This is a genomic window from Lentzea sp. NPDC102401 (genome assembly GCF_044765805.1).
Lineage (GTDB): Bacteria > Actinomycetota > Actinomycetes > Mycobacteriales > Pseudonocardiaceae > Lentzea > Lentzea sokolovensis.
Genome location: NZ_JBIWKS010000020.1, coordinates 53,138 through 75,040, shown reverse-complemented (window position 1 = coordinate 75,040; position 21,903 = coordinate 53,138). Strand labels below are relative to the sequence as shown.

Below are 21,903 nucleotides of genomic sequence, written 5' to 3'. Positions count from 1 at the left end.
GGACGCAACGGTTCTCTCCTCAGATTGGTAGTCACTCGGTGTCCGTCCTGATCGCCGTCAGGATCGGGATCCGCACGACGCGGCGGGCCGGGACGAAGGCCGCGGCGACACCGATCGCCACGGTGATCGCCATGAACACGGCCAGCCGGTCCCACGGCAGCACAGGGGTGGTGTTCGCCTGTCCGCTCACCGTCATCGCCCCGATCACGCAGCCCGACACGACGCCGGCCAGCGCACCGATTACCGCGATGATCACCGACTCGATCCGCAGCACGGCGCCCACCTGGGACCGGCCGAGCCCGACCGCGCGCAGCAGGCCGATCTCGCGGATGCGCTCCATGGTGGACATCGTCATGGTGTTGACCACGGACATCGCGCCGATCAGCACCGAGACGCTCAGCATCGCGTAGAGGAGGTTGAGGTACAGGTCGAACTGCGCGGCCTGCGACTCGACGTACTCGTCGCGCGTCTGCACCACGAGGACCGGGTTGTCCAACGCGCTGCGGATGTCGTCGCGCACCTTCTCCGCCGGCCCGCCGGCCTTGATCAGGACCTCGCGGTTCCAGAGTTCGTCCGCCGGGAGGTTCGCCGTGTCGACGAGGGCGTCGGCGCCGAACTCCTCGGGTGCGTCGAAGATGGCCACGACCGTGAGCGGCTTCTCCTTGCCCACCGTCGAACCCACCGTCCACCCGTGTGCCGCCGCGACGCCGCTGTGCACCGCGATGCCCGTGCCGAGCTGGTCCAGCGAGCCCGAGCGAACCGTCAGCGGCACGAGCGCGCTGATCGACCCGGCGTTCACGCCGGTCACCTGGAGGGAGCCCTTGTCCAATGGCAGCAACGCCTGCCGCAGCGCCGTGACGTGCTCGACGCCGGGCACCTTCGCGATCTCGTCGGCTGTGCTCGGGCTGATGTCCGCGAACGGGAGCGCCTCCACGCGGATGTCCGCGTGGTTCCACGACTTCGCGGTCTCCTCGCTCTTCGCCGAGATCGAGGCGATCGGCACGGTGACGGCGGCGCAGACCGACAGTCCGATCATGAGCGCACTGGCCGTCGCACCGGTGCGACGCGGGTTGCGGCGTGTGTTCTCCACGGCGAGGGTGCCGGTAAGTCCGGCGAACCGGGTCAACGGACCGCGCAGCACCGAGGTCAGCCCCGCGGCGAGCAACGGCGTTAGAATGATCATGCCTGTCAGCATGGTCGGCGCGCCGAGGTAGATCATGGTCTGCTCACCTCGCCCGAGCACGACCATCAGGGTGCCGGCAGCGGTCACCACGAAGCCCGCGATGTTCCTGCGGCGCAACGACTTCCCTGTCGGCGGCAGACCGGTGCGCAGTGCCGCGATCGGCGGGATCGCGGCGGCGCGGCGCGCCGGGAGGTAGGCGGCCAGCAGGGTCACGCCGAGTCCGACGCCGAACGCCGCGAGCACGGTGGCCGGGGTCAACGGCCGCAACGGGACCGGCGCGCCTTCGAAGACGGCGAACTCCGACTTCAGCACCGCCGCGCCGCCCACACCCAGCAGGTAGCCGGCCACGGTCGAGGCGACGCCCAGCAGCGTCGCCTCGGTGAGGACCATCCGCAGCACGTACCGCCGCCCGGCGCCGATCGCCCGCAGCAGCGCGTGTTCGCGCGCCCTGGCGGCGGCGAGCATCGTGAAGGTGTTGGCCACCAGGAACACCGACGAGAACAGCGCCACGCCCGCGAAGATCAGCAGGATCATGGTCAGCTTGTCGTTGTCGCTCGCTTCAAGACTGGTCAGCTCGTCGGCGGTGGACACGCGGAGGTCGGGCAGCGCCGTCTCCACCGCCGCGGCCAGCGCTCCCGGACCGGTGCCCGGCGCCGCGGTGAGCAAAGCCGAGGTGTAGCCGCCGTCGCCGGGGGCGAACTGCTCGCGCGCCGTGGCGTCGGCGAACGCGACGAGCGTGCCGCCCTGCACGATCCGGGTGTTCTCGTGGTCGAACACACCGGTCAGCCGGACGTCGTGCGCGGCACCCGCCACGACGACCCGCATCCTGTCGCCGACCTGGTAACCCGCGCGCTGTGCGGCCCACTTGTCGAGCGCGACCTCGTCCGGTCCGGCCGGAGCGGTACCGCTGGTCAGCCTGTGGCGCTGCGGGTCGAAGTTGACGCCGCCGTCGGATCCCGGTGTGCCGACGAGCTTTCCGTCCTCGCCGACCAGGAACGCCGGGCCTTCCGCGACCGGACGCAGGCCGCCCACACCGGCCACGCCGCGCAGCCGTTCGATCGTCGCGGCGGACATGGCCTTGTTGTCGCGTTGCTCGACCTGGACGTCGAAGTCCTTGGGCGCGCCTTCCACGGCCGCGCGCACGGTGTCGCCGTAGACCAGTGACCCGGTGACGAACGCGACGCCGAACACGATCGCGATCGCCGGCAGGAGGAAGCGCACGCGGTTGTCCATCATGGACCGCCATGCCACGCGGATCATCAGCGCACCGCCTGGCCGTCGAAGCGGCGCATCCGGTCCAGCACCAGATCCGGGGTGGGACCGGCCATCTCGTCGACGATCCGGCCGTCGGCGAGGAACAGCACGCGGTCCGCGTAACCGGCGGCGATCGGGTCGTGCGTGACCATCAGCACCGTCTGACCCCACTCCTTCGCGCACCGGCGCAGCAATCCGAGGATCTGCGCACCGCTGCGGGAGTCGAGGTTGCCGGTCGGTTCGTCGGCCACCACGATCTCCGGCCGCGACACGAGCGCCCGCGCGCACGCCACGCGCTGCTGCTGACCGCCGGACAGCTCGGAGGGACGGTGCCCGAGCCGGTCGCCCAGCCCGACCGCGTCGACCACCCGCCGCGTCCAGTCCTGGTCCGGCTTCGCACCCGCCAGCGTCAGCGGCAGGACGATGTTCTCCCAGGCCGTCAGAGTCGGCAGCAGGTTGAACGACTGGAAGACGAACCCGATCCGGTCCCGCCGCAGCCGCGTCAGCTCAGCCTCCTTCAACGAGCCGAGGTCGACGCCACCGACCCACGCCTTGCCCGAGGTCGGCGTGTCGAGCCCGGCCAGGCAGTGCATGAGGGTGGACTTGCCGGAGCCGGAAGGTCCCATCACCGCGGTGAACTCGCCGCGCCGGAACTGCGCGGACACCTCGGCCAGCGCCGTCACCGCGGCCTGCCCGGACCCGTACACCTTGCCCAGCCGGTCGGCCACCGCCACCGTTCGCTGATCCATCTGACACCGTTCTCGTCGACTTCGGGGAACGGTCCACAGCCTGCTGACGGACGACGCCGCGCGGATCCATCGCACTGCTGAGTGATCTCGGAGCGGCTCCACCAAAAGGTTGAGGACCTCGCCGCGGCTCTGACCTACCGTCGCCGTTATGACAGGCATCCTGACGCGGCTCACCTGGTGGCAGCGCGTCGTCTTCTGGCTGATCGTCGCGGCCGGAGGCGCCATGCTGGTCGTCGAGGCGTTCAGCGCACCGAGCGTGTACGGCGCCCTGGGCGTGACGGTCTGCGGGATCCTGCCCTCGGTGGCGTTGTTCACGCGCGACCTCTCCGCGCGCGCCGTGGCGGGCATCGGAACGCTGTCGATCGCCTTCACCGTCGTGTGCGCGACCGTGCTGCCCGGTCACCTCGACAACACGTTCGGGTTCTTCGAGCTCATCGGCCTCGCCTGCCTCTGCGTCCGGACCCTGCTGGTGTTCCCGGCCTGGCGCGCGGCGGGGCTGTGCGTCCTGCTGGGCGTCGCCGCGACCACGCTGCCGTTGCGCCTGGCGGACCTGGACACCCTCCTGACCCCCGCGATGGCGTTCATCATCGCCGTGGTGCTGGCGTTCGTCCTGCTGCTCGGCCTGTTCATGCGGCTGCACGACCGCAGCCGCACCGACTCGTTCCAGCTGTCCCGGCAGGCGCAACGGCTGGAGTACGCCCGCGACCTGCACGACTTCGTGGCCCACCACGTGACCGCGATCGTCGTGCAGACCCAGGCGGTCCGCTTCGCCACGGGCAGCGGGCAACTGCCGGACCCCGCGGTGCTGGACAAGATGCTCGACGGCATCGAACGGGCGGGCTCGCAGGCGTTGACGTCGATGCGGACCATGGTCGACGTCCTGCGCGACGACAACGCCCCGATGCACCCCCATCAGGCGATCACCCTGATGATGAACGACCTCGCGTCCAGCTTCACCGGCGCGCCGGTCAGCACGAACATCGACCCGGCGATCGCCTCCCTCGACCTGCCGACCTCCACTGTGGACGCCGCCCGGCACGTGGTGCAGGAGGCGCTCACCAACGTGCTCAGGCACGCCACCCGCGTCAGCCAGGTGATGATCAGCGCCCGCGCCAGGGGTTCGGAGGTGGAGATCAGCGTCACCAACGACGGCCAGGCAGGCGACAACGGCCTGCCCCAGGGCGGCTTCGGCCTGGTCGGCCTGGCCGAACGGGTGGAGTCGGCCGGTGGCAGCCTTTCCGCCGGACCGACGGGTCGTGGTTGGGCTGTGACAGCACTTCTGCCATCCTCCACCGCATGACGATCCGGGTGCTGATCGCCGACGACCAGGAGATGATCCGCTCGGCGTTCGGGATGATCCTCGGCACACAGCCCGACATGGAGGTCGTGGCGAGCGTCGCGGACGGCGAGAGCGCGGTCGAGCAGGCCCGCCGGCTGCGCCCCGACGTCTGCCTGCTCGACATCCGGATGCCGGCACTCGACGGCCTGGAGGCGACGCGGCTGCTCGCCGGCCCCGGTGTGGACGCACCCCTCAACGTGCTCATCGCGACCACGTTCGACCTGGACGAGTACGTGTACCGCGCGCTGCGGAACGGCGCGTGCGGGTTCCTGCTCAAGGACATGTCGCCCGCGCTGCTGATCGAGGCGGTCCGCGCCGCCTCCACCGGCACCAGCCTCATCTCCCCCACCGTGACGGTGCGGCTGTTGTCGAAGCTGGCGCCGGCGCGGCAGAGCGACGACTCCACTGTGGACAGACCGCTGCCGGAACCGCTGACCGACCGCGAACTGGACGTCGTGAAGCTCGTCGCGAACGGCCACACCAACGACGAGATCGGCGCCAAGCTGTACGTCTCCGTCGCCACCGTGAAGACGCACCTGGCGAACGCGCAACGCAAGCTCGCCGTCCGCAACCGCGTCGAGATCGCGGCATGGGCGTGGCGCACCGGCGTCGTCACCGGCTGAACGGAACAGCGCCCTCCGGACCAGCCATCTCCAGCCAAGGTTGCCTCGGCGAGGCAGATCTCACGGTTCACTACTTCACTAGTGAAAGGTGTTACCTTGGCGTCAGCCGAGGACGGAAAGGAGACGGCCGTGAACATGCGAGGTCAGCCGGAACAGGTACTTCCGGTCTTCACGCAGGGTGTGGGCAAGCGGTACCGCAGGGGCTGGGCGCTGCGGGAGACATCCCTGGTGATCCCCCAGAACCGGGTCGTGGCCCTCGTCGGCCCGAACGGCGCGGGCAAGAGCACGCTGATGGGACTCATCACCGGCCTGCTGCGCCCGACGACAGGTTCGATCACCGTGTTCGGTGACCGCCCGTCGGGCAAGGGCCTGCACCCGGCGGTGTCCTACCTGGCTCAGCAGAAGCCGCTCTACCACCAGTTCACCGTGGCCGAGACGCTGACGTACGGGGCGCGGACCAACCCGACCTGGGACCAGGGCTACGCGGAGCACCTGATCGAGCAGGCGGCGGTGCCGAGGAACGCGAAGGTCGGCACCCTGTCAGGCGGGCAGCGCACCCGCGTGGCCCTGGCCCTGGCGCTGGGCAAGCGGCCGAGCCTGCTGCTGCTCGACGAACCGCTGGCCGACCTGGACCCGCTGGCCCGCGAGAACGTGCTGCGCGCACTGATCACCGAAGCGAGAACCCAAGGCATCACAGTGGTGTTGTCGTCGCACGTGCTGGCCGAACTCGAAGGCGTGTGCGACCACCTCGTCCTGCTCCACAAAGGACGGATCCTGCTGGCCGGCGACGTCAGCCGGCTCGGCGCGGGCGGCACCCCGCTCGGTCAACTGGCACTCGACCACATGCGCGCGGCGGCGGCGCAGGAGGAAGCGGCATGATCTGGGCTTCGTGGCGGCAGCAGCGCCTGCAACTGATCACCCTGCTGGGCATGCTCGTCATCGGCGCGGGTGTCATCGTCCTGCTGTGGTCGAACATGGTCGACGACATCACCTCGTCGCAGCTCACCGCGTGCGTGACGCAGTCCCTCCAGGAGTGTTCCGCGCCGGACGGAGCGGCGAAGGCCTTCCGGGAGGCATGGGGAGACCGGTTCGACACGGGGCGGTTGGTGATCACCGGCCTGCCGGCCCTGATCGGTGTCTTCATCGGAGCGCCCCTGTTCGCCAAGGAACTGGAGCAGGGCACTCACGTACTGGCCTTCACCCAGTCGGCGAGTCGCACCCGGTGGATGTTCAGCAAGCTGGTGGTCGCGCTGCTGCCCGCGTTGATCGTGCTGATCACGCTGCAGTACTTGGTCTCCGGATGGCTGGCCGCGGCCGGCACGCTGGGGCCGCTGATGAACGGTCCGTTCAACGCGTTGAACTTCGGCGTCGCGCACGTCTCGCCCGTGGGCTACACGCTGTTCGCGTTCATGCTCGGGACCTTCCTCGGGGTGCTGACCCGCCGCACCCTGGCAGCGATGACCGCGACGCTCGGCGCGTTCATCGTCGTGCGCCTCGCCCTGTCCGGCCTGGTGGACCGCCTGGTTACCCCGCAGCGACTGGAGGCTGCGTCCGGCACGAGCCTGGAGGTCGACAGGAACACCAGCCTTGTGATCACCGAGGGCTGGCTCGACACAGCCGGACGACCGGTGCCCGACGACAAGGCCCTGGCCCTGACCCAGGCCTGCAAGTCGACGCCGGGCGGGACGCCGAACACGCAGGAGGGATTCCTGGCGTGCCTGCCGCAGTCCGGTCTCGCCAAGCGGTACGCGGTCTTCATCCCGGAGAGCCAGGCGTGGCAGGTGCACCTGGTCGACGTGGCGATCTTCGGCGGGCTCGCCGTCCTGCTCATGGCGGGCACCATCTGGGCGCTGCGGCGTCAGAGCTGATCGCGGTGGAGGCCCTGAACTGCGGGAGCACCTATGCTGACCGATGTGATCGAGTTCCGGATCGACCGGCGCTCCGGGGTCTCCACCTACATGCAGATCGTCCATCAGGTCAAACACGCCATGCGACTGGGACTGCTGACCCCCGGCGACCGGCTGCCCTCAGCGCGCGAGGTGGTGGAGGCGACCGCCGTCAACCCCAACACCGTGCTCAAGGCGTACCGCGAACTGGAACGCGACGGACTGGTGCAGGGCCGCCGTGGCCTCGGCACGTTCGTGACGAAGTCGCTGTCGTCCGAGGCCACCGCCGGCGACGACGCCCCGTTGCGGCAGGAACTGACCGGCTGGATGGGCCACGCACGGGAGGACGGCCTCGGGGTCGAGGACGTCGACGCCCTGTACTTCGCGGTCCGCGACGAGCACTACCCCGCTGAGGAACGATCATGACCCCGTTGACCGCCACGGCCCTGGGCAAGCGATACCGCACCAACTGGGCCGTCCGCGACTGCAGTTTCACCATCCCCGAGGGCAAGGTCGTCGCCCTGGTCGGGCCGAACGGCGCCGGCAAGAGCACCCTGCTGCGCATCGCCGCGGGCCTCGTCCGCCCGAGCACCGGTGAGCTGAGGGCGTTCGGCACCCCGCTGCGGGGCCGCATCCACCCGGACGTCTCGTTCCTGGCGCAGAACAGGCCGCTCTACCGCGATCTCACGGTGCGCGAACTGATCCGGGTCTGCGCGGCCATGAACGATCGCTGGTCCGCCGAGCGGGTCGACGAGGTTCTGGGGCTGCTGGGCGGTGTGGACCAGGAGGCGAAGGTGCGCACCCTGTCCGCGGGCACCCGGACCCAGGTGGCCATCGCGATGGCTCTGGGACGGCTCCCGCGGCTGCTGCTCCTGGACGAACCTCTGTCCGACCTGGATCCGCTGGCACGCGACGAGACGCTGCGGATCATCATGACCGAGGTGGCCGAACGCGGCACCACGGTGGTGATGTCCTCCCATCTGCTCACGGACCTGCGCGAGGTGTGCGACCACCTCCTGCTGATCGACGACGGCCGGGTGCAGGTCGACGGCGACATCGAGGAAGTACTGGCACAGCACAGGTTCCTCTCCGGACCGGCCGTGGACGAGGCCAGTGTGGACGGAACGCTGGTGAGCGCGACCCGCACCCAGCGCCAGTCCATCCTGCTGCTGCGCGACCCGAAACCGGCTCCGGAGGGCTGGTCCGCCGCGGAACCGGATCTGGAGTCCCTGGTCATGGGCTACCTGTGCGCGTCGCGCGACCGGCGGTCGCCGGCTCGACGCGGATAGCTCCGCAGGCGGAGGTCAGGGCTTGGTCTGGTACTCGCGGGCGACGTCGACCAGAAGCTGGTGCATGGCGAGTTCGGCGGGTGCGCGAAGCCGGTCCTGGCGGTGCGCCAGCAGGACGCGCCTGGCCGGCACGTCGGTGCCGAGGGCGAGGACGCGGACGTCCGGGTTCGGGTTGCGCACCGCCGTCCGCGGCGCGAGCGCGACGCCGAGTCCGACGCTGACCATGGCCTGCGCCTCCTGGTAGTCGTTGGCCTCGAACGCGATCTTCGGGGTGAAGCCGGCCGCGCGGCAGCTGCGTTCGAGCACCTCGGCCACCGGGTGGTCGTGGGCGCGGACGATCCAGTCCTCGTCGGCGAGTTCGGACATGGTGGTGAACCGCTTGCGGGCGAGGCGGTGGTCGGCGGCGACGATGAGCACGGTCGGATCGTCGAGCAGCGGGGTCAGGGAGATGTCGTCCACGTTGACCCGGTTCCACGCGTAGTCCCACAGGAGCGCGATGCCCACCGTGCCGTTCTCCAGCAGTTCCACCAGCTCGTCGAACCGGGTGCTGCGCACGTCCAGGCGGAGGTCGGGGTACTGGCGGCGGAACCGGCTGACGACCAGCGGGAGCAGGGCGCTGGCGACGGTCGGGAACACCCCCACCGCGATGGTGCCGCGGCGCAGTCCCGCGAGTTCGGCGAGATCGGCCTCGGCGGCGCTGAGCCGGCGCAGGACGTGACGGGCGTGGCCGGCCAGCACGGCTCCCGCCTCTGTGGGGCGCACACCCCTGGCCTGCCGGTGCAGCAGGGGTTGACCGGCCTCCACCTCGAGCCTGCGCAGCTGCTGCGAGACCGCGGACGGGGTGTAGCCGAGCTGTTCCGCGGCTGCGGTCATCGAGCCGGTGTCCACCACGGCCGCGAGCAGAGCCAGGCGTCGGACGTCCAGCATGAGCGCTCCTCGTACGAAGAAGTTTGATGCGGCGAGTTCACTGGTTGATGACTTCCGTGCAGTCTAGCTTCAAGCTTCACATTGACCCTCAGCTGTGGTTTTCCTTGCCCAACGTCCGAATGCGCGAATAGCTGGGTCCGCGGAGCCTGAAGCATTACTTCACGGGTAGTCAGATTCTCGTGATTGTGTTCACTCTCGGCGCGAGTCACGGTAGCCGTCGTTCCCCGGCTGTTACGGCGGTGTTGCGACCGTCGCGAAGGAGTGACTGTGCGAGAGATCCCGGCGACGTGGATGCGCGGCGGCACCAGCAAGTGCTGGGTGTTCGAGCGCGACGTCCTCACGGTGCCCGGCCGCAGCGTCGACGAGGTGCTGCTGCGCCTGTACGGAAGCCCTGACCCGCGTCAGGTCGACGGTGTCGGCGGGGCGACCTCCACCACCAGCAAGGCCGTCGTGCTCACCAGGAGCGACCGGCCGGGCATCGACGTCGAGTACACGTTCGCCCAGATCGGCATCGCCGACGGGCGGGTGGACTGGACGAGCAACTGCGGCAACTGCTCGGCCGTCGTCGGGCCCTACGCGCTGCGGCGCGGCTGGGTGGCGCCCACCGGCGAGGTGACCACGGTGCGGATCAACAACACCAACACCGGCCAGTTGATCGTCGTAGACGTGCCGACGCCCTCGGGCCGGGTGACCGAGCAGGGTGGAGACCACATTCCCGGAGTGGCGCAGCCCGGCCTCGGGGTGCACCTGTGGTTCGTCGATCCGGCCGGCCGGACGACCGGGGCGTTGCTGCCCACGGGCAACGCCGTCGACGTGGTGGACGGGGTCCGCGCCACGCTGCTCGACGCCGGGGCTCCCGTCGTCCTCGTCCCCGCCGCCGAGGTCGGCGCGGACGGTGAGGCCTCCCCTGCCGCACTCGACGCCCAGGAGGACCTGCTGGCCAGGCTCGACCGCATCCGCCGCGTCGCGGCGGTCCGCATGGGCCTCGCCGCCGGCCCCGCGGAAGCCGCCAGGGCCATCCCCAAGATCGCCCTGGTGAGCCCTGGCCGGCCGGGGCGTTCGGACGTGACCGTGCGGATGTTGTCCATGGGGCGGACGCATCCCGCGCTGGCCATCACCGGAAGCGTCGCGCTCACCGCCGCCGCGCACACGCCGGGTACGGTCCTGTCCGGCTTCACCACCGGCGAGCGGGAGGTGCTGCGCCTGGACACTCCGGCCGGGGTCGTGACCACCCGCGCGGGCACTCGCGACGGACTGCTCGCGATCGGGGTCACCCGGACCGCACGTCGCATCGGCGACGCGACCCTCGCCCTCCCCGACGACGAGCCGACTGCGACCCAGCCCACGACACAGGCCGCCTCGTCGGCCGCCTGACCGCACCGTCCCCGCCCGGACGGAAGCGTCAGGGCCGTACGACCGAAGAGGACAATGATGTCATCACAGCTGATCGCGATCCTGGTTCTGGGCGGCATGTTCGTCATCGCCACGATGCTGCCCATCAACATCGGGATCCTCGCGCTCGTCTCGTCGTTCGTGGTCGGCACGTTCGTGTTCGGCCTTGAGGACAAAGAGATCTTCGAGGGATTTCCTGTCTCCCTGTTCATCACCGTCGTAGGCGTCACCTATCTGTTCTCCGTCGCCAAGCTCAACGGCACCATCGACCTGTTGGTGCAGGGCGGAATCCGGCTCGTACGAGGCCGCGCGATCCTCGTCCCGTGGGTGCTGTTCCTCGTCGCGGCGACGCTGACCGCGCTGGGCACGTTCACCCCCGCGGCCGTCGCGCTCCTGGTGCCGATCGGGATGAGCTTCGCCTTCACCTACCGCATCAGCCCGCTGATGATCGGCATGATGGTGATCTGTGGCGCGCACGCCGGGGCGTTCTCCCCGATGGCGGTGTCCGGTGCGCTCGTGTACGGCATCGTGGCCAAGTCCGGCCTGACGATCTCCCACGCCACGTTGTTCTTCGCGAGCCTGGGCTTCAACCTGCTGCTCGCCGCCGTCACCTACGTGATGCTCCGCCGCCGCGGCGAGGAGAGCTTCGACGAGCACCCGGACAGCGCCGCGGCCGACGGTGACGCACCCTCCGGAGGAGGTGCCCCGGCGCCGGCCGGTGGCGGTGTCGCCACCGAGGTCAGGCCGAAGACGACCGCGGTCACCTGGCACCAGCGGGCCACGCTCGCGGCACTGGTCGGGCTCGTGGTCGGCGCACTCGCCTTCCACCTGCAGATCGGGTTCCTCGCCCTGGCCGCGGGTGTCGTGCTCGCCCTGCTCGACCGCGCGAACCTCGGCAAGGCCGTCGACGGCATCAGCTGGCCCACGATCCTCCTGGTCGCCGGCATGGTCACCTACGTGGGAGTGCTGGAGCACTCCGGCACCATCGACTGGGTCGCCCACGGCGCGGTCGGCCTGGGAGCCCCGTTGCTCGTGGCGCTGGTGCTGTGCGTCATCGTCGGCGTCACGTCGGCGTTCGCCTCGTCCACGGCGATTCTCACCGCGACCATCCCGATGGCGATCCCGTTGCTGCTCACCGGATCGCTGCCGGTCGCGGGCGTCGTCGCCGCGATGGCCATCTCCACGACGATCGTGGACGTCTCACCGTTCTCCACCAACGGCGCACTGGTCCTCGCCAACGCCCGCGGTGTCGACCGGAACCGCTTCTACCGGCAGGTGATCTCCTACACCTGCGTCATCGTCGCCCTCGGACCGGTCGCGGCGTGGGCGGTACTCGTCCTGCCGGGCTCGTTCTGATCAACGGATCCCGGTCGCTGCTCCGAGGATCTGTCCTTTCTGGAGTGTCAGCGCGGGAGAAGCCGGATCGTCACCGGGATCGCGTCGGCGCCGACGACGGTGCCGACGATGGCGGGCCCGTGGCGGTCGTACTTGGCGTGGTAGGCCGCGTCGATGTCGTCGTGCACGTCCGTGGCCGCGTCCGCGAAGGTGACGTCGCGCTCGACTCCGCCTGCCCGGACGCGCCCGGTTCCCGCGGTCGTGGCGTTGCGGTACCAGGAGTTGTCCGGGCCGTAGGCGCTGCGCACGTAGAGGTCGTCGCCGGCGCGGACGACCCACATGGTCACGTACGGCCGGAGTGTGTCGTCCGCGCGCAGCGAAGCGAGCTGGAGCTCTTCCGCGCCGCCGATGCGATCGAGTTCGTCCGCGGTCCAGGCGGTCATGGCTGGATCAGGACCTTCAGCGCGGTGCGGTCGGCCATCGCCTGGTAGCCCGAAGCGACGTCGTCGAGCGTGACGGTGCGGTCGAAGACGCGGCCGGGTTCGACGCTGCCGTCGAGGACGTCGGGCAGGAGTTCCTCGATGTAGGCACGGGCCGGCGCGACTCCGCCGGTGAGGGTGATGTTGCGGAAGAACACGCCGAAGTCGGCCGGCACGTCCGGGTACTGCGGCACACCGACGCGGCTGACGGTGCCTCCGTCGCGGACGATGCCGAACGCGGTCTCGATCGCGGGCTTGAGGCCCACGCACTCCAGCACGACGTGGGTGCCGTCGCCGCCGGTGAGCTCCCGGACTCGTTCGACGCCTTCCTCGCCACGCTCGGAGACGACGTCTGTAGCACCGAAGTCGCGGCCTAGGTCGGTGCGGTCGGTGTGGCGTCCCATGAGGATGATCCGCTCCGCGCCCAGCTGTTGGGCGGCCAGCACCGCGGACAGCCCGACGGCACCGTCGCCGATCACCGTGACGGTGGTGCGGGGGTTCACGCCGGCGGTGACGGCGCAGTGGTGGCCGGTGGGGAACACGTCGGACAACGTCAGCAGCGAGGGCAGCAACGCGGAGTCCTCACCGACGGGCAGCTTGACCAGCGTGCCCGCGGCCTGCGGCACCCGTACGGCCTCGCCCTGGCCACCGTCGACACCCGGCGAGCCCCACCCGCCGCCGTGCCGGCAGGAGGTCTGCAGGCCCTCGCGGCAGAAGTCGCAGGTGTTGTCCGCCCACACGAACGGCGCCACCACCACGTCGCCCGCCTTCAGGCCGGTGACGTCGGAGCCGGTCTCCTCGACGACGCCGAGGAACTCGTGGCCGATCCGGTCGCCGTGGTCCTGCGCGGGCTTGGCCTGGTACGGCCACAGGTCACTGCCGCACACGCACGACCGGAGCACGCGCACGATCGCGTCGGTCGGTTCGTGCAGTTTCGGGTCCGGCACGGTCTCCACTCGCACGTCACCGGCACCGTAGATCAACGTCGCCTTCATGAGCCTCTTCCTGTCGTGGCCGTCCGCTCTGGGGCGGCTTCCCCGGTCAGGTTCGGTCAAACGCCGACGGCGGGCGACGCGACAGGACCTGCCTTCACGGGGTGACGACGCTGTTCATCGGCGGCGGATCAGGCCGATGTCGGTCGCGGTCGCGACGGCGGCGGTGCGTGAGTCGACGCCGAGTTTGGTGTAGCAACGGGCGAGGTGCGACTTCACGGTGCCTTCGGTGAGGTGCAGGCGTGCCGCGACGGCCCGGTTGGACAGCCCGTCGGCGACCAGGACGAGCACTTCGATCTCCCGCCGCGTCAACGCGACGTCGGGCATGCGCATCCGGGTCAGGAGCCGGTCGGCGACGGTCGGGGCCAGGGTGGTGCGCCCTGCGGCGGCGGTGCGGACGGCGGCGGCCAGGTCGTCGGGAGGGGCGTCCTTGAGGAGGTACCCGGTGGCGCCCGACTCGATGGCGGGCAGCGTGTCGGCATCGGTGTCGTAGGTGGTGACGATGAGAACGCGGGGCGCGCCCGGTCGAGCGGTGATCGCGGCGGTCGCCTCGGCACCGGTCATTCCCGGGCCGAACCGCAGGTCCATCAGGACGACGTCGATGTCGCCCTCGGTGGCGCGTGCCACGGCGGCTTCGGCGGTCGCGGCCTCGGCGACCACGACGAGACCGGGTTCGGTCTCCAGCACTGCCCGCAGACCCGCTCGCACCACGGGATGGTCGTCGGCCAGGAGGAGCCGGATCGGGGTGTCGGTCATGGCAGGGCCTCTGGCTGGGTGTCGGTGGAGCGCGGCAGGGGCAGCCTGGCGGCCAGCGCGGTGCCGTGGCCGGGGGCCGACTCCACGGTGAGGGAGCCCCCCAGCGCACGGGCGCGGGTGCGCATGGCAGCCAGGCCGAACCCTCCCTCGCCGGGATCGGGAGCGGGAAGGCTGCTGGGGTCGAAACCGGTTCCGTCGTCGACGACGCCGAGCGCGATCTCGTCGCCGCTGTGGCTCAGGGTGATCTCGACGGTGGTGGCGCCCGCGTGGCGGACGGTGTTCGCGATGGCGGCCTGGGCTATGCGCAGCAGGGCGACCTCGTGCGCCGTCGGCAGCGGGACCGGATCGCAGGTGAGGTGGAACCGCGCGGTGATCCGGTGGCGGGCGCCGGTGGTGGCGCACAGGCGTTCCAGGGCGTCCGCCAGCGTGGTGTCGTCGAGGGCGGGCGGGGTGAGGGCGGCGACGAAACGGCGTGCCTCGGCCAGGTCGTCCGCCGCCGCCTGACGGGCCTGGCGCACGTAGCGGGCCGCGTTGCCGGAGGTGTCGGGCAGCACCCGTTCCGCGGCGCTCAGCAGCAGCTGGATGCTGGACAGCCCCTGGGCGAGGGTGTCGTGGATCTCGTGGGCCAGGCGTTCCCGTTCGGCCAGCACCCCGGCGGTGTGCTGGGCACGGGCCAGGTCGGCCCGGGTCGCGGTGAGCTCCTCGATCAGGCGCCTGCGTTGCTCGCTCTCCCGGTAGAGCGCCTGGTAGCTCCAGACGACGGCGACCGCGACGGCGGCGCCGAGCAGTGGGCCGATCGCGGCGACCGGGCTGAAGACGGCCTGGTGCGCGCCGAAGGCGGTGATCGCGGCCAGCGCCGTGGCGATCACCGCGACCAGGCCCGCCCGGCGTGGCAGCAGGTGGAGCTGCAGAAAGTACAGGGGGAAGGCCACCCACACGCCGTCGGGGGTCAGCAGCACCAGGACCAGCCACACGGCGCTGACGGCGCCCAGCCACCCCGCGGCGGCGAGCCGGGACGTGCGGACGCGGGGCAGCAATGGTCCGGCCGCGTACACCGCCCCGCAGACCAGCGCGACCGCGACGACCGCCCAGGCCCGAGGGTGTCCCCCGGCCACGGCCCGTGCCATCGCCAGCACGAGCAGGGCGAGGAACAACAGGTGCAGGCACCAGGTCAGTACCCGGTTGGTCGGTGTCAGAGCGGGAGCGTTCACGGTCTGTCCAGGCTACGGGGGCGGCGGTGGGAGGCACCTCTGTCGAAAGGTGTAGCAGGGGCGCCGTCTTCCGGCTCGGCAAGTGCCATCCCCGGCCAGATGCCGCGGCAGGGCACCGGCGGCGACCGTGGAGACGTACTGATCCACCCGCCGGAAAGGACAGGTCGAGATCTTGTTCGTCGCCTGGAGAGAACTCCGGTTCGCCAAGGGGCGTTTCGCCCTGATGGGAACCGTGATCGTGCTGATCACCCTGCTGGTCGGTCTGCTGTCCGGACTGACCGCCGGGCTCGGACGGCAGAACGTCTCCGCCATCACCGGCCTTCCCGCCGACCGGATCGCCTTCGCCGCGCCCAGCGCCGACCAGGCGCTGTCCTACGCCGACTCCACCGTCACCGAGACGCAGTGGCGGCAATGGGCCACCACCTCCGGCGTCACCCGCGCCGAGCCCCTGGGCATCACCACCACCAAGGCGACCGCGGGTGACCGGAGCGCCGGTGTCTCGGTCTTCGGCGTCCGAACCGGATCGCCCCTCGCCCCGGACGGCGGAAAGCTCACCGAGGACTCCGCGGTGCTGTCCGCGGCGGCCGCCGCCGGCCTGGGAATCCAGTCCGGTGACAGCGTCGCTCTGAGCGGACGGCGGCTGACCGTGGCCGCCGTGTCCGGTGACGCGTCCTTCAGCCACACCCCGGTCATCTGGACCACCCTGGACGTCTGGCGTGCGACCGCTCCCCCGTCCGCCGACGACCCGTTCGCCACCGTGATCGCCCTGACCACCACCTCCGGCGCCGATCTCGCCACCACCGACCAGGCCGCGGGCACCAGGACGGTCACCACGGACGGCTCCCTGGCGGCGATCGGCTCCTACGCCTCCGAGAACGGCTCTCTGCAGCTGATGCGCGGTTTCCTGTTCGCCATCTCCGCCCTGGTCATCGGCGCCTTCTTCACCGTCTGGACCATCCAGCGCAGTGGTGACGTCGCCGTCCTCAAGGCGCTCGGCGCCACCACGGCCGGGCTGCTCAAGGACGCGCTGGGCCAGGCCGTCGTCCTGCTCGCGGGCGGCACCCTCGTCGGAACCGGGCTCGCCGCGGGCCTCGGTGCCGCCCTCGCCGGCTCCGCCGTCCCGTTCGTGCTCACCCCCGCCACCGTGCTCGTCCCGGCCGCCGTGATGGTCCTGCTCGGCGCGCTGGGAGCCGCGCTCGCGATCCGCCGCATCACCTCCGTCGACCCGCTGACCGCACTGGGGAGCACCCGATGAGCCTCACCCTGACCGGCGTCACGCTCACCTACCCCGACGGCGGCTCCCGCCTCACCGCGCTCGACCAGGTCACGCTGGACGTGCCCCGCGGAAGCCTGACCGCCGTGGTCGGCCCGTCCGGCTCCGGCAAGTCCAGCCTGCTCGCGGTCGCCGCCACCCTCATCACCCCCGACGCCGGCACGGTCACCGTCGACGGCACCACGACCACCGGCATGACCCGCGGCGAGCTCACCGACCTGCGTCGGCACAAGATCGGCATCGTCTTCCAGCACCCCAGCCTGCTGCCCGCCCTCTCCGCCCGCGAACAGCTCCAGGTCATGGCCTGGATCGACGGCCGTTCCCCGGCCAAGGCCCGCACTCGCGCGATGGAACTGCTCGACGCCGTCGGCCTCGCGCCGCAGGCAGAACGCCGCCCGCACCAGCTTTCCGGCGGCCAGCGCCAGCGCGTGAACATCGCTCGCGCCCTGATGAACGACCCCACCGTCCTGCTGGTCGACGAACCCACCAGCGCCCTCGACCACGACCGCGGAGCCGCCGTCGTCGACCTCCTCACCCGTCTCACCCATAAGCAGGCCACCGCCACCGTCCTGGTCACCCACGACCGCGACCACCTCACCGGCGCCGACCAGATCGCCGAAGTCCACGACGGCCGCCTTCGCCCCGGCGCCCTCAGACAGGCGTGCAGGTGATCGACACGATGCCGGGCGAGACGCCACTGCCGACCACGTCGAAGCTGGTGGACCTGCCCGGTTCGAGCACGCCGTCGCGCGCGGCGCCGACCACGTGGACCGACGAGCCGGACTGGGTCACCTGACCCACGGACGTTCTCTCCACGTGCTGGCCGCCGGGGAACGTCCAGTCGAGGATCCAGCCCTGGACCGGCGAGTCGCCGACGTTCGTCACCTCCACGACCGCGCGGAACCCTCCCGTCCAGGTCTCCTCCACGTTCAGGGCGGCGAAGCACGGCGTGGGAGCGGACGTCCCCAGCGCCCTTCTGGGCTTCTGGTCGTCCACGGAGACGGAGAAGTTCTCGATGGCGTTGCCCGCGCCTCCACGCCACAGGTTGAATCCGGCCTCGACCGCGATCAGGTACCAGTCCGGTGAGACCAGACCTCGTCCGACGGAGTCCCCGGTGAACGCGCTGATGTCGAGGTCCCTGACGGCCGTGGCCTCGCCGACGCGCTCGTAGGTGATCCGCACCCGGCCCTGGTCACGTGCCAGCCACACGTTCCACCGGGCATCGGAGATCGGCACCTCGCGGGCCAGCATGACCCCTCCCGGCCGGACCCCGCCGCGACTGCGGAGCCAGATCACCATCTCGGCGCCGTCCGGCGTGCCCTCGGCGACGGGTCCGCTGTGGAACCACACCACGTAGGCGGCGTTGAAGACCCCGGTGTCGACCTGGCTGGTGATCCAGTCGCTGGTGACGCGGGGCATCGCCGACACCTGGACCGGCAGGTCGCCGACATCGGTGCAGTCCTGCCAGTGACACCCCTTGAGCAACGACGGGGTGGCGGCGGGGGCGCCTTCCGGCGACACGTCGTGCGCGGCGCTCTCGATCCGCAACGACTGGTCCCCCACGGTGATGCACTGGGGCGTTTCGGCGTTCCACACGTTGTTCTGGGCGAGGTAGTCCCGCCCCCCGGCCGGAACGACACCGTCCTTGGCGCAGAGGGACAGGCTCGCGCTCGCCGCGGGTCCCACGTTCGTCAGGACCAGGCCGACGATCGCGGCGATCAACGCTCCGCCCAGTCCGAGCGCCACGAAAGCCGCGGCGACGCGGAAGGCGATGTGAGCGCTGGGATTCATCCGTGCTCCTCACTTCGGTGGCCCGGAGGCGCCGGCGCCTCGGTGCACGACGCTCTGCAGAGGGATACGCCCTGCCCGGCGATGGCGTTCATCCCGGCTCGCGAGCGACCACGTGGGTGAGCCGCGCCACCCCATCGGGCCCGCCGGCCGTCATGCAGGCGGTCCTGCGCGGCAATAGCGTTGGTGCGGACGTTCTAGTTGTGGCGCGGCGGCAGGGAAATCGGGACATCGTGAGCTCACCATCGCGCCACACCGGCGCACACGACGCGTCGTCGGCACCGACGCCGGACCGCACGTCCGCTCACGGACGAACTGGGCTGGGCGAGCTGATGACCGCTGTCGCGGGCGGGGACCAGACCGCGTTCGGGCAGGTCTACGACCTTCTCGCGGTGCCGTTCTACCGCCTGGTCCTGGGCGAATCGCGACGGGAGGACGGTCGAACGGCTGACCGGGCCGCGCTCGACGCGTGGACGCAGGTCTGGCGGGACGCTCCTCTGCTGCTGCACGGGTCGCGCCGGCCACTGTCCTCCGCCGAGGCCGTCGCCTGGATCATGGACAAGGCACGCGAGCAGCGCCGATGAGCTCGCACCACGACGAAGAAAAAATCACGGATTCCGTGTGCCCGCCCATCAAGCGGACGCGGAACGGCGCATTTAGCGTTGAGTCATGTCCCTGATCTGCTCCAGCGTCGTCGACGCGCCACTGGACGAGGTGTTCGCCTGGCACGAGCGGCCGGGAGCGATCCACCGGCTCACGCCGCCCTGGCAACCGGTGGGGGTGGTGCGCGAGGCCGGCTCGCTCGACGGTGGCCGGGCGGTGCTGGGGTTGCCGCTGGGACTGCGCTGGGGTGCGCGGCACACCGGGTACAGCCCGCCGCACCGGTTCGTCGACGAGCTCGACTCCGCGCCGCTGAAATGGGCGTTGCGGTGGCGGCACACCCACGAGTTCCAGGCCGAGGGCGAGCGGACCCGGATGACGGACCGGGTGGACACACCGGTGCCCGGCGCGCTGCTGCGGTCGATGTTCGCCTACCGGCACCGGCAACTCGCCGCCGACCTCGCCGCGCAGGCGGCCGCTCGGGAGGCGGGCGACCGGCCGATGACCGTCGCGATCACCGGTGCCAGTGGCTTCGTCGGGAGCGCGCTCTGGTCGTTCCTGAGCACCGCGGGCCACCGGGTGGTCAAGCTGGTGCGGCATTCCCCCGCGGGCCAGGACGAGCGGCGCTGGGACCCCGACCGCCCGGCCGCCGACCTCCTGGCAGGCGTGGACGCCGTGGTGCACCTCGCGGGCGCCTCGATCGCGGGCAGGTTCACCGAAGCGCACCGGCGGGCGATCCGTTCCTCCAGGATCGGACCGACCCGCGCGCTCGCCGACCTCGCCGCGGCCACCGGTGTGGCGGTGTTCGTCAGCGCGTCCGCGATCGGCTTCTACGGCAACGACCGCGGTGACGAGGAGCTCACCGAGGACAGCGAACGCGGTGAGGGTTTCCTGGCCGGCGTCGTCGCCGACTGGGAGGCCGCCACCGCTCCCGCCGCGGCGGCCGGGGTTCGGGTGGTGACCGTGCGCACCGGACTCGTCCAGTCGCCCGACGGCGGCACACTGCGCATCTTCCACCCGCTGTTCGCCGCCGGGCTGGGCGGCAAGCTCGGCGACGGGCGGATGTGGCAGTCGTGGATCGGCATGGACGACCTGGTCGACGTCTACCACCGCGCGCTTTACGACACCTCGCTCAGCGGACCGGTCAACGCCGTCGCCCCGGAGCCCGTGCGCAACAGCACCTACACCGCCACGCTCGCGAAGGTGCTGCACCGGCCCGCGTTGCTGCCGGTCCCCTCCTTCGGGCCACGGCTCCTGCTCGGCGAACAGGGTGCGCGGGAACTGGCCGAGGCGAGCCAGCTGGTCCGGCCCGCCGTGCTGACCAAGGCAGGGCACGTGTTCCGGTATCCGGATCTGGAGCAGGCGCTGCGTCACGTCCTGGGACGCGTGCCGGGATGAGCCCCGTGCTCCAGCACTTCCAGCAGCCGTGCGGCGCCCACGTCCGGCCCCGCGGCGCGCACCGCGTCGTGCAGGCCCGCGAACCGTTTCTCCAGCACCGATTCCAACGCCTGCGCCACGTCTTCGAAGGTGGCCGCGTTGGGATCGAGGCACACGCCCGCGCCCGCCTTCTCGGCGTCGTGGGCGATGCAGAACTGGTCGCTGGAGAACGGCAGCACCAGGGCGGGAACCCCCGCCTGCAGGCATTCGGTGAAGGAGTTGTTGCCACCGTGGTGAACCATCGCGGCGACGTGCGGCAGCAACGCGCGCTGAGGCACGACGGACTCCACGACGACACGCGGATCAGCCGCCAGGTCAGCAAGTTCGGCGACACGGCCTCCCGCGGCGACCACCACGGTCAAGCCGGGAATCCGCAGAGCCCCGCGCACAACAGTGCGCAACACGTCGTGGCGCGCGGATAGGAACGTGCCGAGCGCGACGAGGAGCACTCGCCTGCCGCGCACGCGGTCGAGCCAGATGTCGTCGAGCGGCTCCGGCGTCGTGCAGTGGCCGAGAAAGATCTGCTGCTGGTGCGCCGGCAACGGTGGCAACCAGGGCAGTTCCGGATAGTTCAGCACGGCCGCGCGGGAGGAGGTCAGCGCGAACGCCCGGGGCGGCACCGGCCGCGACGGAGCGAAGTCGCGCAGCAGCCGGGAGAACTCGGCGGTGAGAGCCTGATCGGTGCGGCGCACCTCCGCGGCCAGTTCGGCGAGCTCTTCCGGTGACGGGCGCACGGAGGACGGCCACACCTGCGGCAGTCCGAAGAACTGGTCGTCGCGTGCCACCAGATAGGTCGGATGCCCTGTGACATAAGACAAGAACGGCAGATCGAGCGCGTGCAGCGCCAAGGTCGTGGCGTAGTCGATCTGGTCGACGACGTACCAGTCAGGCCTCAGGCGATCGTGCAGGGCGCTCAGATCGCGCATCACTTCTTCAGGCGCGGCAAGCAGTTCCGTCCTGCGTCGGCGTGTCTGCGCGAGCAGTGCTGCCACCGCACCTCCTTTGGTGGCTTCGAGGAAGTCGGTGAGGCCACGCGCCGAGCGCGCGTCCTGCGCCGTCCGCTCCGCGACGCCGCTGTTCGACTCGCGCGTGGTTCTCATTGCCACGAAAGGGATGCCGGGAGCGAGGTCGGCGAACTCGGCCCCGCAGGCGAACGTCACCGCCTGGGCGCCCGCCGTGCTCAACGCCGTGGCGAACACCGACATGGGCTGGGCGTGCGAGCGAAAGGGCGGACTGACAACGACGAAACGCGGCACCGGGCTCCTCCTTTTGGTACGACTGGAAAGTTGTTCGATCCGAACACCCCTTCCGGTTCGAACACCAGAGGTGCGGACACATCCAGAAGTACAGCGAGCACTGGAATCCCGGCAGGCCGGGAACGCCCCCGCGG

General features: G+C 70.8%; 21 protein-coding genes. 12 read left to right on the top strand and 9 right to left on the bottom strand.

Annotated elements, in window-relative coordinates:
• Positions 1 to 31: 31 nt before the first annotated feature.
• Together ACIRG5_RS44525 and ACIRG5_RS44520 are read right to left on the bottom strand one after the other, a co-directional pair.
• Positions 32 to 2,443, bottom strand: coding sequence for an ABC transporter permease (locus tag ACIRG5_RS44525; protein ID WP_402916843.1), 2,412 nt, complete (start codon positions 2,441 to 2,443; stop codon positions 32 to 34).
• On the bottom strand, positions 2,443 to 3,186 hold the full coding sequence (locus ACIRG5_RS44520) for an ABC transporter ATP-binding protein (RefSeq protein ID WP_402916841.1): 744 nt from the start codon (positions 3,184 to 3,186) through the stop codon (positions 2,443 to 2,445). The genes ACIRG5_RS44525 and ACIRG5_RS44520 overlap by 1 nt, the downstream gene beginning before the upstream one ends.
• Positions 3,187 to 3,334: 148 nt before the next feature.
• Between ACIRG5_RS44520 and ACIRG5_RS44515 the strand changes: the two genes are divergently transcribed.
• From ACIRG5_RS44515 to ACIRG5_RS44490, 6 genes are all read left to right on the top strand, one after another.
• The gene (locus tag ACIRG5_RS44515; RefSeq protein ID WP_402916839.1) at positions 3,335 to 4,486 is read left to right on the top strand and encodes a sensor histidine kinase; all 1,152 of its coding nucleotides are present in this window, start codon (positions 3,335 to 3,337) and stop codon (positions 4,484 to 4,486) included.
• The gene (locus ACIRG5_RS44510; RefSeq protein ID WP_402916837.1) at positions 4,483 to 5,148 is read left to right on the top strand and encodes a response regulator; all 666 of its coding nucleotides are present in this window, start codon (positions 4,483 to 4,485) and stop codon (positions 5,146 to 5,148) included. The genes ACIRG5_RS44515 and ACIRG5_RS44510 overlap by 4 nt, the downstream gene beginning before the upstream one ends.
• Positions 5,149 to 5,283: 135 nt before the next feature.
• Positions 5,284 to 6,027 (top strand): ABC transporter ATP-binding protein, encoded by a 744-nt coding sequence (locus ACIRG5_RS44505; RefSeq protein WP_402916893.1) that lies wholly within the window; start codon positions 5,284 to 5,286, stop codon positions 6,025 to 6,027.
• Complete coding sequence (locus ACIRG5_RS44500; RefSeq protein WP_402916835.1) at positions 6,024 to 7,016, top strand: ABC transporter permease subunit; 993 nt, start codon at positions 6,024 to 6,026, stop codon at positions 7,014 to 7,016. The genes ACIRG5_RS44505 and ACIRG5_RS44500 overlap by 4 nt, the downstream gene beginning before the upstream one ends.
• Before the next feature lie 45 nt (positions 7,017 to 7,061).
• On the top strand, positions 7,062 to 7,460 hold the full coding sequence (locus ACIRG5_RS44495) for a GntR family transcriptional regulator (protein ID WP_319980040.1): 399 nt from the start codon (positions 7,062 to 7,064) through the stop codon (positions 7,458 to 7,460).
• Entirely contained in the window at positions 7,457 to 8,323 is an 867-nt protein-coding gene (locus ACIRG5_RS44490) for an ABC transporter ATP-binding protein (protein ID WP_402916833.1), read from the top strand. Before ACIRG5_RS44495 ends, ACIRG5_RS44490 begins: the two co-directional genes overlap by 4 nt.
• A gap of 15 nt (positions 8,324 to 8,338) precedes the next feature.
• Here the strand turns inward: ACIRG5_RS44490 and ACIRG5_RS44485 are convergent, their stop codons facing one another.
• Entirely contained in the window at positions 8,339 to 9,250 is a 912-nt protein-coding gene (locus ACIRG5_RS44485) for a LysR family transcriptional regulator (RefSeq protein ID WP_402916831.1), read from the bottom strand.
• Between the two features lie 267 nt (positions 9,251 to 9,517).
• Between ACIRG5_RS44485 and ACIRG5_RS44480 the strand changes: the two genes are divergently transcribed.
• Both ACIRG5_RS44480 and ACIRG5_RS44475 read left to right on the top strand, forming a co-directional pair.
• Positions 9,518 to 10,624, top strand: a complete 1,107-nt coding sequence (locus ACIRG5_RS44480; RefSeq protein ID WP_402916829.1) for a PrpF domain-containing protein — start codon at positions 9,518 to 9,520, stop codon at positions 10,622 to 10,624.
• 57 nt (positions 10,625 to 10,681) lie between these two features.
• Entirely contained in the window at positions 10,682 to 11,998 is a 1,317-nt protein-coding gene (locus ACIRG5_RS44475) for an SLC13 family permease (protein WP_402916827.1), read from the top strand.
• 47 nt (positions 11,999 to 12,045) lie between these two features.
• Here ACIRG5_RS44475 and ACIRG5_RS44470 read toward each other — a convergent pair whose 3' ends face one another.
• The 4 genes from ACIRG5_RS44470 to ACIRG5_RS44455 form a co-directional block, all read right to left on the bottom strand.
• Positions 12,046 to 12,420, bottom strand: coding sequence for a DUF2255 family protein (locus ACIRG5_RS44470; protein WP_402916826.1), 375 nt, complete (start codon positions 12,418 to 12,420; stop codon positions 12,046 to 12,048).
• Positions 12,417 to 13,451, bottom strand: coding sequence for a zinc-dependent alcohol dehydrogenase family protein (locus ACIRG5_RS44465; protein WP_402916824.1), 1,035 nt, complete (start codon positions 13,449 to 13,451; stop codon positions 12,417 to 12,419). Before ACIRG5_RS44465 ends, ACIRG5_RS44470 begins: the two co-directional genes overlap by 4 nt.
• A gap of 114 nt (positions 13,452 to 13,565) precedes the next feature.
• The gene (locus tag ACIRG5_RS44460; RefSeq protein ID WP_402916822.1) at positions 13,566 to 14,204 is read right to left on the bottom strand and encodes a response regulator; all 639 of its coding nucleotides are present in this window, start codon (positions 14,202 to 14,204) and stop codon (positions 13,566 to 13,568) included.
• The gene (locus ACIRG5_RS44455) at positions 14,201 to 15,415 is read right to left on the bottom strand and encodes a sensor histidine kinase (RefSeq protein ID WP_402916820.1); all 1,215 of its coding nucleotides are present in this window, start codon (positions 15,413 to 15,415) and stop codon (positions 14,201 to 14,203) included. Before ACIRG5_RS44455 ends, ACIRG5_RS44460 begins: the two co-directional genes overlap by 4 nt.
• A 172-nt stretch (positions 15,416 to 15,587) precedes the next feature.
• On the opposite strand from ACIRG5_RS44455, the gene ACIRG5_RS44450 reads away from it, so the two are divergent.
• Both ACIRG5_RS44450 and ACIRG5_RS44445 read left to right on the top strand, forming a co-directional pair.
• Positions 15,588 to 16,670 carry an FtsX-like permease family protein gene (locus ACIRG5_RS44450; protein ID WP_402916818.1) on the top strand — a complete coding sequence of 361 codons (1,083 nt, stop codon included), beginning with the start codon at positions 15,588 to 15,590 and terminating at the stop codon, positions 16,668 to 16,670.
• Positions 16,667 to 17,359 (top strand): ABC transporter ATP-binding protein, encoded by a 693-nt coding sequence (locus ACIRG5_RS44445; protein WP_402916816.1) that lies wholly within the window; start codon positions 16,667 to 16,669, stop codon positions 17,357 to 17,359. The genes ACIRG5_RS44450 and ACIRG5_RS44445 overlap by 4 nt, the downstream gene beginning before the upstream one ends.
• Here ACIRG5_RS44445 and ACIRG5_RS44440 read toward each other — a convergent pair.
• Complete coding sequence (locus ACIRG5_RS44440; RefSeq protein ID WP_402916814.1) at positions 17,340 to 18,479, bottom strand: cellulose binding domain-containing protein; 1,140 nt, start codon at positions 18,477 to 18,479, stop codon at positions 17,340 to 17,342. The two genes, ACIRG5_RS44445 and ACIRG5_RS44440, sit on opposite strands and share 20 nt — an antisense overlap.
• 230 nt (positions 18,480 to 18,709) lie before the next feature.
• On the opposite strand from ACIRG5_RS44440, the gene ACIRG5_RS44435 reads away from it, so the two are divergent.
• Together ACIRG5_RS44435 and ACIRG5_RS44430 are read left to right on the top strand one after the other, a co-directional pair.
• Positions 18,710 to 19,060 carry a hypothetical protein gene (locus ACIRG5_RS44435; protein ID WP_402916812.1) on the top strand — a complete coding sequence of 117 codons (351 nt, stop codon included), beginning with the start codon at positions 18,710 to 18,712 and terminating at the stop codon, positions 19,058 to 19,060.
• An 85-nt stretch (positions 19,061 to 19,145) separates the two neighbouring features.
• Complete coding sequence (locus tag ACIRG5_RS44430; protein ID WP_402916810.1) at positions 19,146 to 20,474, top strand: TIGR01777 family oxidoreductase; 1,329 nt, start codon at positions 19,146 to 19,148, stop codon at positions 20,472 to 20,474.
• Here the strand turns inward: ACIRG5_RS44430 and ACIRG5_RS44425 are convergent.
• Positions 20,447 to 21,769 carry a glycosyltransferase gene (locus ACIRG5_RS44425; RefSeq protein WP_402916808.1) on the bottom strand — a complete coding sequence of 441 codons (1,323 nt, stop codon included), beginning with the start codon at positions 21,767 to 21,769 and terminating at the stop codon, positions 20,447 to 20,449. The genes ACIRG5_RS44430 and ACIRG5_RS44425 overlap by 28 nt on opposite strands.
• Between the last annotated feature and the right edge of the window lie 134 nt (positions 21,770 to 21,903).

Coding starts and splice junctions, on each gene's coding strand:
- ACIRG5_RS44525 (WP_402916843.1), bottom strand. CDS start 2,443: ATGATCCGCGTGGCATGGCGGTCCATGATGGACAACCGCGTGCGCTTC.
- ACIRG5_RS44520 (WP_402916841.1), bottom strand. CDS start 3,186: ATGGATCAGCGAACGGTGGCGGTGGCCGACCGGCTGGGCAAGGTGTAC.
- ACIRG5_RS44515 (WP_402916839.1), top strand. CDS start 3,335: ATGACAGGCATCCTGACGCGGCTCACCTGGTGGCAGCGCGTCGTCTTC.
- ACIRG5_RS44510 (WP_402916837.1), top strand. CDS start 4,483: ATGACGATCCGGGTGCTGATCGCCGACGACCAGGAGATGATCCGCTCG.
- ACIRG5_RS44505 (WP_402916893.1), top strand. CDS start 5,284: ATGCGAGGTCAGCCGGAACAGGTACTTCCGGTCTTCACGCAGGGTGTG.
- ACIRG5_RS44500 (WP_402916835.1), top strand. CDS start 6,024: ATGATCTGGGCTTCGTGGCGGCAGCAGCGCCTGCAACTGATCACCCTG.
- ACIRG5_RS44490 (WP_402916833.1), top strand. CDS start 7,457: ATGACCCCGTTGACCGCCACGGCCCTGGGCAAGCGATACCGCACCAAC.
- ACIRG5_RS44485 (WP_402916831.1), bottom strand. CDS start 9,250: ATGCTGGACGTCCGACGCCTGGCTCTGCTCGCGGCCGTGGTGGACACC.
- ACIRG5_RS44475 (WP_402916827.1), top strand. CDS start 10,682: ATGTCATCACAGCTGATCGCGATCCTGGTTCTGGGCGGCATGTTCGTC.
- ACIRG5_RS44470 (WP_402916826.1), bottom strand. CDS start 12,420: ATGACCGCCTGGACCGCGGACGAACTCGATCGCATCGGCGGCGCGGAA.
- ACIRG5_RS44465 (WP_402916824.1), bottom strand. CDS start 13,451: ATGAAGGCGACGTTGATCTACGGTGCCGGTGACGTGCGAGTGGAGACC.
- ACIRG5_RS44460 (WP_402916822.1), bottom strand. CDS start 14,204: ATGACCGACACCCCGATCCGGCTCCTCCTGGCCGACGACCATCCCGTG.
- ACIRG5_RS44445 (WP_402916816.1), top strand. CDS start 16,667: ATGAGCCTCACCCTGACCGGCGTCACGCTCACCTACCCCGACGGCGGC.
- ACIRG5_RS44440 (WP_402916814.1), bottom strand. CDS start 18,479: ATGAATCCCAGCGCTCACATCGCCTTCCGCGTCGCCGCGGCTTTCGTG.
- ACIRG5_RS44430 (WP_402916810.1), top strand. CDS start 19,146: ATGTCCCTGATCTGCTCCAGCGTCGTCGACGCGCCACTGGACGAGGTG.